General features: G+C 62.3%; 10 protein-coding genes and 3 pseudogenes. 7 read left to right on the top strand and 6 right to left on the bottom strand.

Annotated features, from left to right (window positions below; all coding sequences use genetic code 11):
- Positions 1–70: 70 nt before the first annotated feature.
- From recN to G5575_RS10540, 5 genes and pseudogenes are all read left to right on the top strand, one after another.
- Positions 71–1,741: a DNA repair protein RecN gene (recN, locus tag G5575_RS10560; protein WP_164534277.1), complete on the top strand. Its 1,671-nt coding sequence runs from the start codon at positions 71–73 to the stop codon at positions 1,739–1,741.
- 146 nt (positions 1,742–1,887) lie between these two features.
- Positions 1,888–4,097 (top strand): annotated as a pseudogene (gene ligA / locus G5575_RS10555) (NAD-dependent DNA ligase LigA).
- Positions 4,098–4,105: 8 nt separating this feature from the next.
- Positions 4,106–4,534 (top strand): hypothetical protein, encoded by a 429-nt coding sequence (locus G5575_RS10550; RefSeq protein ID WP_164534276.1) that lies wholly within the window; start codon positions 4,106–4,108, stop codon positions 4,532–4,534.
- Positions 4,456–5,373 (top strand): hypothetical protein, encoded by a 918-nt coding sequence (locus G5575_RS10545; RefSeq protein WP_164534275.1) that lies wholly within the window; start codon positions 4,456–4,458, stop codon positions 5,371–5,373. Before G5575_RS10550 ends, G5575_RS10545 begins: the two co-directional genes overlap by 79 nt.
- A gap of 20 nt (positions 5,374–5,393) precedes the next feature.
- Positions 5,394–5,855 (top strand): DUF3828 domain-containing protein, encoded by a 462-nt coding sequence (locus tag G5575_RS10540; protein WP_164534274.1) that lies wholly within the window; start codon positions 5,394–5,396, stop codon positions 5,853–5,855.
- A gap of 62 nt (positions 5,856–5,917) precedes the next feature.
- On the opposite strand, the gene G5575_RS21750 is transcribed toward G5575_RS10540, so the two are convergent.
- Together G5575_RS21750 and G5575_RS21745 are read right to left on the bottom strand one after the other, a co-directional pair.
- Positions 5,918–6,967: an aminopeptidase family protein P gene (locus G5575_RS21750; protein ID WP_328765962.1), complete on the bottom strand. Its 1,050-nt coding sequence runs from the start codon at positions 6,965–6,967 to the stop codon at positions 5,918–5,920.
- A gap of 71 nt (positions 6,968–7,038) precedes the next feature.
- A pseudogene (locus G5575_RS21745) lies at positions 7,039–7,641 on the bottom strand (aminopeptidase P family N-terminal domain-containing protein); the annotation flags it as partial.
- 220 nt (positions 7,642–7,861) lie between these two features.
- Between G5575_RS21745 and G5575_RS21120 the strand changes: the two are divergent.
- Entirely contained in the window at positions 7,862–7,993 is a 132-nt protein-coding gene (locus G5575_RS21120) for a hypothetical protein (RefSeq protein ID WP_268904411.1), read from the top strand.
- Between the two features lie 119 nt (positions 7,994–8,112).
- Positions 8,113–8,244: a hypothetical protein gene (locus G5575_RS21115; protein WP_267911604.1), complete on the top strand. Its 132-nt coding sequence runs from the start codon at positions 8,113–8,115 to the stop codon at positions 8,242–8,244.
- A gap of 219 nt (positions 8,245–8,463) precedes the next feature.
- Here G5575_RS21115 and G5575_RS21110 read toward each other — a convergent pair whose 3' ends face one another.
- The 4 genes and pseudogenes from G5575_RS21110 to G5575_RS10515 form a co-directional block, all read right to left on the bottom strand.
- Positions 8,464–8,772, bottom strand: coding sequence for a 50S ribosomal protein L11 methyltransferase (locus G5575_RS21110; protein ID WP_328766096.1), 309 nt, complete (start codon positions 8,770–8,772; stop codon positions 8,464–8,466).
- Positions 8,736–9,332: a 50S ribosomal protein L11 methyltransferase gene (locus G5575_RS20380; RefSeq protein WP_164534272.1), complete on the bottom strand. Its 597-nt coding sequence runs from the start codon at positions 9,330–9,332 to the stop codon at positions 8,736–8,738. Before G5575_RS20380 ends, G5575_RS21110 begins: the two co-directional genes overlap by 37 nt.
- A gap of 58 nt (positions 9,333–9,390) precedes the next feature.
- Positions 9,391–9,708: a heavy metal-binding domain-containing protein gene (locus tag G5575_RS10520; RefSeq protein WP_164534271.1), complete on the bottom strand. Its 318-nt coding sequence runs from the start codon at positions 9,706–9,708 to the stop codon at positions 9,391–9,393.
- A 57-nt stretch (positions 9,709–9,765) separates the two neighbouring features.
- Positions 9,766–12,109 (bottom strand): annotated as a pseudogene (locus G5575_RS10515) (ATP-dependent helicase).
- Between the last annotated feature and the right edge of the window lie 199 nt (positions 12,110–12,308).

The raw sequence follows: 12,308 nt of genomic DNA, 5'->3' as shown, positions 1-12,308 counted from the left end.
CTCCGATATCATGTGTTTGTTTCGGCCGCTGGGCTGACAGACGCATCGGTTAGCCACGGAAGCTACGCGCATGCTCAACGCGCTTTCGGTCCGCAATATCGTTCTTATCGACCAGCTCGACCTAGCGCTCGACAACGGCATGACCGTGCTGACCGGCGAGACTGGCGCGGGCAAGTCGATCCTCCTTGACGCCATGACCCTGGCGCTCGGGGGTAGGGGCGACGCATCGCTGGTCCGGCAGGGGCAGGATAGCGGCCAGGTCGTCGCCGTGCTTGAACTTGCAGCGACGCATCCGGCGCGGGCGCTGTTGCGCGACAATGCCATTCCCGATGATGAAGACGTGATCCTGCGCCGCGTGCAGTTCGCCGACGGGCGGACGCGTGCCTTTATTAACGACCAACCGGTCTCAGCATCGCTGCTGCAAAAAGTCGGCAGCCAGATCGTCGAGATCCATGGCCAGCACGATGATCGTGCCTTGGTCGACGTGGCGACCCACCGTGCAGCGCTCGATGCTTTTGGCGAGCTGGCGAAGCCGGTTGCCGCCGTGCGCGACCTTTGGTCGGCGCTAGTCGAGGTGCAGCAATCGGTTTCGGAGCAGCGGGCGCTGGTGGCCGAAGCCGTGGCGGCGGAAGATTATGCGCGCCATGCCGTCGAGGAACTCGGAAAGCTTAAGCCTGCCCTGGGCGAGGAAACCGAGCTGGCCGAACGGCGGCAGCAGTTGCAGCAGGCGGAAAAGGCGTCGTCCGACGTTGTCGAGATCGACGAGATCCTCAATGGTCCCAATGCGCCTACGCCCGCCCTTGCTTCATTGATGCGCCGGTTGGCGCGCAAGATCGATACCGGCGCAACGCTGTTCCAACCGATCGTCGATGCGCTCGATGCGTCGCTGGTGACGCTGGATCGCACGACGGATGCGCTTGAGGAGCTCAAGCGCGAGATGGCCTTCGATCCGCGCGAACTCGAAGAGGTTGAGGAACGGCTGTTCGCCCTGCGAGCGGCCGCGCGCAAGCATCAAACCACGCCGGATGGCCTGGTCGAAGTTTTGGCAAAATACGACAGCGATCTTGAAACGCTGCAAAGCGGGGAGAGCCGGCTCAAAGCTCTGGAAGCGGAGGAGGCGACGGCGCGGGCGCGCTACAGGGAGGCCGCCGACACTTTGAGCAATGGCCGCAAGAAGGCGGCCAAGGCGCTGAGCAAGGCGGTCGAGGCAGAGTTGCCCGATCTCAAGCTGGGCAATGCCAGGTTCATCGTTGACCACCAGGTCGATGCGGATCGCGTCGCCGCGGCCGGCTTCGACCAGATTGCCTTTCATGTGCAGACCAATCCAGGCACTGCTGCAGGCCCACTGCTCAAGGTGGCGTCGGGTGGCGAGTTGAGCCGCTTTCTTTTGGCACTCAAGGTGGTACTGGCGGATCGCGGTTCGGCGCCGGTGCTGGTGTTCGACGAAATCGACACCGGTGTCGGTGGTGCCGTTGCCGATGCGATCGGCCGCCGGCTAGCGCGCCTGGCCAGCAAGGTGCAGGTTTTGACAGTCACCCATGCGCCACAGGTCGCGGCTCGCGCCAATCGGCACCTCCTCATCGAAAAACAAATGGTCAAGGAGGGCCATTTCATGCGCACCCATGTCAGGCCACTCGATACCGGTGCGCGGCAGGAAGAGGTTGCGCGTATGCTGGCCGGCGCCGAAATCACCGACGAAGCGCGCGCTGCTGCCAGCAAATTGCTGAGCGCGGTGCGATAGGCGAGGCTTGCCGCCAATACTGGCGGGGCCTTATCAGTAGACCTGATCCTGGGCCCGTCGAAGGATGAGGGCGTGGCACAGCCTTTGTGCCTCACCTCGTGGTTCGATAGGCTCACCATGAGGTCCAGGAAGTATCGAGTCTCCCCATGTCCGACCTGTCCCAAACGCCCATTTCCGAACTGACCGAGGACGCGGCCCGCGTGGAGCTCGAGCGGCTTGCGGATGCTATCGCGCGCGCCGATGTGGCCTATCATCAGAATGACGCGCCGGAGATTACCGACGCCGAATACGATGCCCTGCGCATCCGCAATGCCGAGCTCGAAGGCGCTTTTCCGGAACTCGTGCGGACGGATAGCCCCACCGGCAAGGTTGGTTCAGCCCCGGCCGAAGGCTTTTCCAAGGTGCGGCATGCCGTGCCAATGCTGAGCCTTGCCAAGGCCTATACCGATCAGGACGTTCTCGACTTTATCGAGCGTGGACGCCGCTTTTTCCAGAAGGACGAGGGGCTGGATCTCGCCTTTACTGCCGAGCCCAAGATCGATGGCCTCTCCGCCTCGTTGCGCTACGAGAATGGCGTCTTTGTCCAGGGCGCGACGCGTGGCGACGGATCGGTGGGCGAGGATATTACGGCAAATCTGCGGACCATCGCCGACATTCCGCACAAGCTCAAAGGTGCTGGCTGGCCGGAGGTGATCGAAATACGCGGCGAGGTCTATATGACCTATGCCGAATTTCAGGCGCTCAAGGAACGGTCCGCTGCCGCTGGCGGACAGAACTACGTCAATCCGCGCAACACGGCGGCAGGCTCGCTGCGCCAAAAGGACCCGTCGATCACGGCGAGCCGCAACCTCAGGTTCTTTGCCTATGCCTGGGGCTATACGACTGCCGACCCCGCGCCGACCCAGTTCGAGGCGGTGCAGAAATTTGCCGAATGGGGTTCCCGATCAGCCCGCTGATGGTCCGGGCGGCTTCGGCCGAAGAGTTGATCGCTCAATATAAGCTCATCGAAAGCCAGCGCTCCGCACTCGGCTATGACATCGACGGCGTGGTCTACAAGGTCGACCAGCTCGAGCTACAGCGCCGTTGGGGCTTTGTGACTGGCGAGCCGCGCTGGGCAATTGCCCATAAATTCCCGGCCGAACAGGCGACGACCACCGTTCGCGACATCGAGATCCAGGTCGGCCGAACCGGCACCCTGGCGCCGATTGCGCGGCTCGATCCGGTCAGCGTCGGCGGCGTCACCGTGGTCAACGCGACGCTACACAATGAAGACTATATCGCTGGTCGCGACAGCAATGGGCTGCCGATCCGGGACGGTCGAGACATTCGGGTCGGCGACACCGTCACTATCCAGCGCGCCGGTGACGTCATTCCGCAGATCGTCGATGTATTGATCGACAAGCGCCCGGCTGGCACCGAGCCTTTCCACATGCCCGAAACCTGCCCGGTCTGTGGCTCGCCGGCAGTACGCGAGATCAACGAGAAGACCGGCAAGGAAGATTCGCGCCGACGCTGCACCGGCGAACTGTTCTGCCCGGCGCAGGCGGTGGAAAACCTGCGCCACTTCGTATCCCGCGGCGCGATGGACATCGAAGGGCTGGGCGCGGAAAACATCGAGCTCTTGTTCAGCAAGGACCTCGTGAAGACACCGGCAGATATCTTCACGCTCAAAGACCGGCGTGCCGACGTGCAGCGCGCCTTCGCCGAGCGGCGCGAGGAGCAGGCGCGGCAGCGGGAGGCCCTTTCCGGCAAAGCCCGCAAGAATGTTCGAAGCGTCGAGGACCGGAACTATGAAGGGCTCGACAAGCTTTTCGCCGCTATCGACGCGCGGCGCGATCCAGAGCTTGATCGCTTCGTTTTTGCCCTGGGCATTCGTCACATCGGGGAAACGACAGCTTCGGTTCTGGCACGCACCTTCGGGTCCGTCGAAAAGCTGCAGGAGGCGGGACGCGAGATCGCGGTCGCTACCGATCCGATGAGCGTTTTCCCTTCGATCGATGGAATTGGGGCCACCGTGGTCGAAGCGCTGGCCGAGTTTTTCGGCAACGAACGCAACAACGAGGCGCTGGCAAAGCTGCTCGAGCAGGTCAAGCCGAACCCCTACGTGGTGACGATCTCAGCGGATAGCCAGATCGCCGGCAAGACCGTGGTCTTCACCGGCACGCTTGAAAAGATGTCGCGATCCGAAGCCAAGGCCATGGCCGAGCGACTGGGGGCGAAAGTGGCGGGGTCGGTCTCGGCGAAGACCGACATTTTGGTTGCTGGTCCCGGTGCGGGCTCCAAGCTCAAGCAAGCGCAGGAGCACGGGGTTGAAGTGATCAGCGAAGACGAATGGTTCGCGCGGGTGGGCAAATGACGAACGCCATGCGCAGCTTGGTCGCGATCGCGCTGATGCTTTTGGCACTGCCAGCGTTGGCAGGAGAAACCGGCGACGCCGTCATCGCTGCTGCCTATGACGGCAGCCTGGCGCAGGAACGGGATGGGTTTGCCGCCAAATGCGATGCGGACGACAGGGAAGCGTGTTTCGGCGCGGGTCTGGGCGAGCTGAGCTTTGCCTATGAGCGCCTGTCACAATTCCTGTACCGGCATGGCGCGACCGTCCCCGGCAACACGGCGGCAGCCTTGATTTTCGGCATCGGCACCATGGATGCAGGCGATACCGGACCGATCAACCCCGATCCACAGCCGCTAAGCTATGCGGCGCTGCGCGCACGGTGCTCGATGAAACGATCGCCTCGCTCGACACGGCACGCGATTTGTTTGAACAGGCGGGCGAGAGCGGCGACTATGTGATTGTTCTCGATCCGCTTCGCGTCAGGCTCGACGTCGATGGCGACGGCACGACGGGGGCTGACGAAACCTTCGCGCCTTTTGCCGCCGCCCTGTTCGGCAGTGGCGCCGAGGAGTTGACGGCAAAGCAGAAGTCGAAGGGTGTCACCGGCCTTTCCCAAGGTATCGGCTTGGATCGGGCCGATGCGCTTTGGCTCGCCGGCTATAGCCAGGTTGTTGCGGCGCCGCTTGATTGGCTGTTGGCCCATGATTTCCATGCCTTTTATGACGCCTACCTGCATCGGGTTTTTCCCAAGGCAGGGCTGCCCATGGCGGACTATGCTTCGGGCGCGACGCTGTTCATGGACGCGGACAGCGATGCCGGCATCGCCGATCTGATCGCTGGCATCCACATGCTGCGCTTCCCCGTGACCGATAGCGACCGGCTTGCCGGCGTGCTCGATCGGCTCAAGGCCATCCCGGCGCTATCCCGCCGCAACTGGGACGCGATCCTTGCCGAGACTGACGACAATCTGGAACTGGTGCCATCACCCAGCCAGACATCACTTGTGCCGGGGCAGCGGGTCACCCAGGAGATGGTCGACGCCTGGCTCGCAACGCTCGACCGGGTCGACGCCGTGCTTGCCGGCGAGCTCTTGCTGCCGCATTGGCGTTTCCGGCAAGGTTTCGACCTAGCACTTTACTTTGCAGAAGCGACGGAAACCGATCTCGTGCTCATCCTCACGGGGCAGGGCGCCGTGCCGTTCCTGCGCGATGGACCAATCGCCGATGCGCAAGATTTTGCCGATGGCAATCGCGTCTTTGGCGACGATTGGCCGCTCTTTGCCTTATGGTTCAACTAACGTTCGCTCAGGAGCTTCCGATGCGCCTTCTTGCTTTCGCCTCCGTGGCATTTTTTGCCCTCACCGGACTTGCTGCGGCGCAGCCATTCGACACGCCGGAGGCGCTGCTCGAGGCGGTTTACGCACCCTATTTCAGCGGCGAGTTCTCCGAGGATGAAGCCGAGTTTCGGTCTGAGGCTCTGAATGCGCTTTTTGAGGCAGACGCCGAGAACACGCCGGAAGGGGAGATGGGCGCGCTGAGCTTTGACCCCTATATCGATGGGCAGGATTTCGAAATCGCCAACTTTGAGATCGGTGAGCCGGTCATCGATGGCGAAACGGCCACGGTGGATGTGAGCTTCACCAATTTCGGTGAGCCTCGAGCGATCACCTATGACCTGGTGTTCGAGGATGGCAGCTGGAAGATCGACGATCTTGCCGGCGAGAACGATGAATTCTCTTATCGGCTGACCGAAATTTTTGCAGAGGCGGAAGCGCAGTAACACCGCCCATTGTCACCCCGGCGGAGACCGGGGTGACAAACGAAGGTTGGGCACCCTGAGTGCTAGATCGCTGCCGTTGCTTTTTTCAGCCAGTCTTTGGTCTCTCCAGCGACGAGAGGTCCGATCTCCGACCAGACCCGGGCATGAAAGCTGTTGAGCCAGTTGCGTTCCGTTTCCGTCAGCAGATCCATATCGATCAAGCGCGTGTCGATCGGCGCCAGGGTTAGCGTTTCGAACTCGAGGAAGCCGGAGAAGGCTTCTGCTTCCTTGACGACAATCAGGTTTTCGATGCGGATGCCGTATTCGCCGGTCTTGTAGTAGCCAGGCTCGTTGGAGATTACATTGCCGGGCTCGAACGGCGTGGTGTAGCGCGAGGAGATGCCGACCGGCCCCTCGTGTACGCCGAGGAAGGCGCCGACGCCGTGGCCGGTGCCGTGATTATAGGTCACCCCATCTTGCCAGAGATACTGGCGCGCCAGGATATCGATCTGCGCGCCGGTGGTGCCGCGCGGGAAGCGCGCCAACGAGATGGCGATCATGCCCTTGAGGACGCGGGTAAAGCGGTCCTTCTGTTCTGCCGTCGCCGAGCCGGTGAAAAGGGTGCGGGTAATGTCGGTCGTGCCGGACAGATACTGCGCGCCTGAGTCGACCAGCATGATTTCGCCAGCATTGAGGGTGCGATCGGTCTTCTTGGTCACCCGGTAGTGGACGATGGCGCCATTGGGGCCAGCACCGGAAATGGTATCGAAGCTGGCGTCGACGCAGGTTTCTTCCTCGCGGCGGAAAGCTTCGAGCGCCGTGACGATGCCGATCTCGGTCAGCTGACCCTTGGGCGCCTCACCGTCAAACCAATGCAGGAATTTGGCCAGCGCCACGCCGTCGAGCTTGTGCGCTTCGCGCATGCCCGCCAGTTCGGCCTCGTTCTTGATCGACTTCGGGCCCAGCACCGGATCGCGCTTTTCGATGACGCGGGCACCGGCCTGGCGCAGCGTATTGGCAACGGCCGCCGGCGCCGACTGCGGATCGACCAAGACGGCTTTCTGGCCGGAGCCGAGCTTTTCGAGCGCCTTGGCCATGCCGGTGCTCTTGGCCACCTTGGCGATGCCGTCCAAGGCCTTTTCGATCTCGGGGTGATCTTGGCCTTATCGAGATAAAGCGTTGGCAGGCCGGATCTTGGCACGATGGCGAAGCCGAGCACAAACGGCGTATTGGGCACGTCGCGGCCGCGCATGTTGAAGAGCCAGCAGATCGATTCCGGCAGCGTCAGCACCGCAGCGTCGGCGCCCTCCTTGGCGAGAGTGTCCCGCAGATCGGCTATTTTGTCGGAAGAGGTCTTGCCGGCGCGATTGTGGCCCAAAAATTCGATCGGGCTCACCGGAGGGGCAGGGCGGTCCTGCCAGACATGATCGACGAGATTGTCGTGCGGCACGACCTTGGCGTGACCGGCAAGCTTTTCGGTGATGTCGCGGATCTCGCCGGGCGTGTGCAGCCAGGGATCGTAGGCCAGCGTGCCGCCTTTGGGCACGTAGAGCTTGATGTCGGGGCTGACCCCGCCCTGGCCGACCTCATGAACGGTGATCTTGTTGGTGTCGGTCTGCGCCGGCGCCTGGAGCGTGTAGCGGCTGTCGACGAAAAGACCGGCCTTCTTAATGCCGATCACCGCCATGCCAGCCGAGCCGGTAAAACCGGTGAGATAAGCCAGACGCGCTTCGCTGGCGGGCACGGACTCTCCGCGATGCGCATCGGCGCGCGGGACCAGAAAGGCATCGACATGCGCCCATTGCATGGCGGCGCGCAGATCGGCCAGTCGGGGTGCAACCTGGCTCGGGTCGGACTTTTCCTCAAAACTCTGGAATTTTGCGGGTAGGAAGGATGTTTCGGTCATGATTTTTCCTGACGCAAGGCCGGGTTTTGCATGCGCAGCGGGCATGGCTGTCGTGAGTCTCAGGCGCTGGTGTACGCGCGCCCGGACCCTATCTTAAGGGCATGGATCGCGGAGACGAAAAATGAACAAGGACAAGAATTTCTTTCAGCGTGCGTTCGACGCCATCGTCGAGGGCCGCACCCGTCAGGCGGAGCGTTATGTCGCGCAGTACGAGCGTGACCATGGTGCCCGCAACAAGGTGAATAGCCGTTAAGGACGCTGTGCATCTTCGGCATGGCTGGCTTGCCGGCGACCCCCTAACCAAGGTGGCGCGAACAGCCTAGATAGAGGATGTCGGATGGCAATAGACCTGTCCGTCGCATGGAGTGGAAAATGACTGAGAGCAAGAATGGTTTCCGCAGCGCATTGGGTGGCCTTATCGACGCCCGGAGCCGCGAAGCCACCCGCCAGGTCAGCTACCGCATGCAGCACCAGCTGATCGGCGCGGTAACCAAGCGCCCCTGAGGCTGCTGCAGCACTAGCTGACGATCAAGCCCCGATCCCCGAAGCCTGCTTCGGGGATTTTGTTTTTGTGCCGTTTGCTTTCGCTCTCCACAGACGACAGCTTCAGTAGACCTCATCCTGAGCCAGTCGAAGGACGAGGTCGTGGCACTCGATGCTCCACTCGCGCGACCTCGTGGTTCGACAAGCTCACCATGAGGTCTAAGAAGCTGCAGTTTTGAGCTAACGCTTTTCCAGCACCAGCGTTGTCCAGTCCTTGCGCTTGAGGTGATCGCGCAGGGTGAAGCCTGATCGCTGGTAGGCCTCGATCACGCCGTCTGCCTGGGTGTTGAGGATGCCCGAAAGGATGGCAGTGCCACCTGCCTGGGTGATTACGCCCATGCCGGGCGCCAGTTCCACCAACGGGCCGGCAAGAATGTTGGCGACAACGAGGTCGTAAGGCGCGTGCGAAGCGATTGCGGGGTGATCCAGTCCGGTGGCCACCAGTGTCTCGATCAGCTCGCCGACATCGTTGTCGCGCGCATTCTCGATGGTCGTGGTGATGGCGATCGGGTCGATGTCGGTGGCGAGAACTTTTTGCCGGTGCGCTTGGCAAGGGCGATGGCGAGCACGCCGGTGCCGGTGCCGACATCGATCATGTCGCTCGGGCTTTTGCTGGCGAGCACGGCTTCGATGGCTTCGAGGCACCCGGTCGTAGTTTCATGATGACCGGTGCCGAAGGCCTGAGCCGCATCGATGCGCATCGGCGTCAGGCCTTCCGGGATCGGTCTGGTCTCGTGGCTGCCGTAGACGTAGAAACCGCCAGCGGTGACCGGCGCCAGGCCTTCCAGCGACTTGGCGACCCAATTGACTTCCGGGTCGATCGGCTCGACCGAAAATTGCACCGTGCCGCCCAGCACTTGCTGCGCCAGAGCGTTGAAGGCTTCAAGGTCGGGCGGGCTGTCGCAGGCGGCTTCAAATACCCATTCGCCAGTGTCCTCGTTTTCGTGTGCAGAGGCGGTCAGCGCCAGCTCTTCGCGCTCGGCCACGGCGTCGACAAGGGCGTAGGCCTGTTCCTTGGTAAGCGAAACGGAGAGCTGGTCGACGGACATTGGCGGCCTCTGAAATGGTTTGGGCCCATTGGGGCAGGAGAGGCCGCCAAGTCAATGGCTAGAGCTTGACCGCCGTGCCCGACACCGAAACCATCAGCATCGAGCCGTTCTGGCCGACGACCTCGTAATCGATGTCGACGCCGACTACGGCGTCCGCTCCCATGCGCCGGGCTTCTTCGGCGAGCTCGCGATAGGCTTGCTCGCGCGCGCTGCGGAGCGTCGACTCATAAGCACCAGCACGGCCACCGACGATGTCGCGGATGCCGGCGAAAAGGTCCTTGAAGATATTGGCGCCAACGATCACCTCGCCCGTGGCGATGCCGAGATAGTCGCGGATCGGACGGCCTTCGAGCGTGGGCGTGGTCGAGATGATCATGGGTATCCTCCTGTTGGTGCGGAGGATGTGGGAAGGGTTGCGCTTAGTACAAGGGCGCTAGCCCTTCTTAACGAAGCTCTCCAGCACCTTCTTGGTGCCGGCCTTCTCGAACTCGATGGTGAGCTTGTTGCCCTCGATGCTTTTGACGTCGCCATAGCCGAACTTCAGATGAAAGACCCGGTCGCCCAGAGCGTAGCCGCTGGATTGGCCGCCGAGGTCGACGGAGCGGGCCACCAGTTCGCCTTCGATGGTGAGCGGCCCACCGCCCTTGCGCGTGGCCTGCTGCGCGCGGGCCCGTTGCCAGCCGGGCGTTTCATAGACGCTTTCAAACGGGTCGGCCTTGTTGAAGCGGGTAGAGGTACCGCCGCCATAGCCGTAGCCACCGTAGGAGGAGCCGGTCTGGATGACTTCGACAGCGTCCGGTGGCAGTTCATCGAGGAAGCGCGAGGGGCTGCGCTTTGCCATAAGCCGTGGATGCGGCGGTTTTGCGTCGAAGAGATGCGCACGCGCTTGCGGCCGCGCGTGATGCCGACATAGCCGAGCCTGCGTTCTTCCTCGAGACCGGCGCGACCGCTTTCGTCCATTGAGCGCTGGCTGGGAAAGGTGCCATCCTCCCAGCCGGGAAGAAACACGGTTTCGAATTCCAGGCCCTTGGCCGAATGCATGGTCATGATGGAAACGGCGTCGCTGGCGTCGGCGCTGTCGCGGTCCATGACAAGCGAGATGTGTTCCAGAAAGCCGCCCAAGGTCTCGAACTCTTCCATGGAGCGGCTGAGTTCCTTGAGGTTTTCCTTGCGGCCTTCGCTTTCGGCGGATTTGTCGGCCGCCAGCATGTCCATATAGCCGCTTTCCTCCAGGATCTGCTCGACAAGCTGATAGGGCGGCAGGGTTTCGGCGCGGTAGGCCCAGTCGTCGAACTGCGTCACCAGTGCCCGCAATGTCGTGCGCTGCTTGGGTTTGAGGTCCTCGGTCTCGATCATCAGCCGTGTTGCGGTGAGCAGCGGTACGCGCTGGTGCCGCGCGGTTGCGGTCAGCATGTTGACGGTCGAGTCCCCCAGGCCGCGCTTGGGCACATTGATGATGCGCTCGAAGGCGAGGTCATCGGCCGGCTGCGCCACGAGGCGCAGGTAGGCGAGCGCGTCGCGGATTTCCTTGCGCTCATAGAAGCGCGGACCGCCAATGACGCGGTAGTTCAGCCCGAGCGTGATGAAGCGTTCTTCGAATTCGCGCATCTGGAACGAGGCGCGCGCACGAGGATCGCCATGGAGTTCAAACTTTCGCCCTGGCGCTGGTACTGCTCGATCTCTTCGCCGACCGTGCGCGCTTCTTCTTCGCTGTCCCAGACAAAGGTCGCCGAGACCTTTTCGCCGTCCTCGGCGATATCGGTGTGGAGAGTCTTGCCGAGCCGGCCTTCGTTGAAGGCGATCAGGGTTGAGGCTGCCTTGAGGATATTGGCGGTAGACCGATAGTTACGCTCGAGCTTGACCACCTTGGCGCCGGGAAAGTCCTTCTCGAAGCGCAGGATATTGTCGACCTCGGCGCCACGCCAGCCGTAGATCGACTGGTCGTCGTCGCCCACGACGCAGATATTGGCTTCCGGGGCAGGCTTGCCCTGCGCCAGCAGGCGGAGCCAGAGATACTGGGCCGTATTGCTGTCTTGGTACTCGTCGACCAGCATGTATTTCAGCTTGCGGTGATACTCCGCCAGGACCTCCGGATTTTCGCGGAAGAGGCGAATGCATTCGAGCAGCAGGTCGCCAAAATCAGCGGCGTTCAGCACTTTGAGCCGCGCCTGGTAATCGGCGTATAGCCGCAATGCTTTGCCATTGGCAAAGAAGCTGCCTTCGGCGACCGGCACGTCGTTCGGCAACCAGCCGCGGTTTTTCCAGGCGTCCAGCATTCCCGCGAACTGCCGCGCGGGCCACCGCTTTTCGTCGATGTTCTCAGCAGAAAGCAGTTGCTTGATCAGGCGGATCTGGTCGTCGGTATCGAGGATGGTGAACTGCGGCTTGAGGTCGACCAGTTCGGCATGGCGCCGCAAGATGCGGGCCGAAATGGAGTGGAACGTGCCCATCCACGGTAAGCCGTCGAGCGTCCGCACCAGCGCATGAATGCGCTTCTTCATTTCGCTGGCGGCCTTGTTGGTAAAGGTCACCGCAAGAATTTCGCTGCCCCAAGCCCTGCGCTCGTTGAGGAGATGGGCGATGCGGGTCGTCAACACACGGGTCTTGCCCGTCCCTGCACCGGCCAGAACCAGAAGCGGGCCTTCGGTCGTCAATACGGCGTCACGCTGTTCCGGATTGAGCCCAGCCAGATATTCCGGCGCCGGCGCGGCCTGTCGTTTCAGTTGGCTGGTAATCGGACCGCCTTGCGGGCGGTGCAGGGGAAGAGGTTCGGGCATGCGGTGCTTTGTTCCGGGGCCGGCGCCGCGATAGGCGGCATGCCAGACCTTGACGAATCTTGATTTGTTCTCGTTTCAATATAGGGATGGCGAGGGGCCCTGTATAGAAGCGCAGCCGCTCACATGGACGTCACGCGCGATTGGGACCGCGCTGTCAATTCCTGCGGCACCGGCTTGCACAAGGGCTGCAAGTGCATAC

The sequence above is a fragment of the Devosia aurantiaca genome (assembly GCF_011058215.1).
Classification (GTDB): domain Bacteria; phylum Pseudomonadota; class Alphaproteobacteria; order Rhizobiales; family Devosiaceae; genus Devosia; species Devosia aurantiaca.
Note: the sequence above shows the minus strand (reverse complement) of the source record. Positions and strands in the feature narration are given on the sequence as shown.

Coding starts and splice junctions, on each gene's coding strand:
- recN (WP_164534277.1), top strand. CDS start 71: ATGCTCAACGCGCTTTCGGTCCGCAATATCGTTCTTATCGACCAGCTC.
- G5575_RS10550 (WP_164534276.1), top strand. CDS start 4,106: ATGCGCAGCTTGGTCGCGATCGCGCTGATGCTTTTGGCACTGCCAGCG.
- G5575_RS10540 (WP_164534274.1), top strand. CDS start 5,394: ATGCGCCTTCTTGCTTTCGCCTCCGTGGCATTTTTTGCCCTCACCGGA.
- G5575_RS21120 (WP_268904411.1), top strand. CDS start 7,862: ATGAACAAGGACAAGAATTTCTTTCAGCGTGCGTTCGACGCCATCGTC.
- G5575_RS21115 (WP_267911604.1), top strand. CDS start 8,113: ATGACTGAGAGCAAGAATGGTTTCCGCAGCGCATTGGGTGGCCTTATC.
- G5575_RS20380 (WP_164534272.1), bottom strand. CDS start 9,332: ATGTCCGTCGACCAGCTCTCCGTTTCGCTTACCAAGGAACAGGCCTAC.
- G5575_RS10520 (WP_164534271.1), bottom strand. CDS start 9,708: ATGATCATCTCGACCACGCCCACGCTCGAAGGCCGTCCGATCCGCGAC.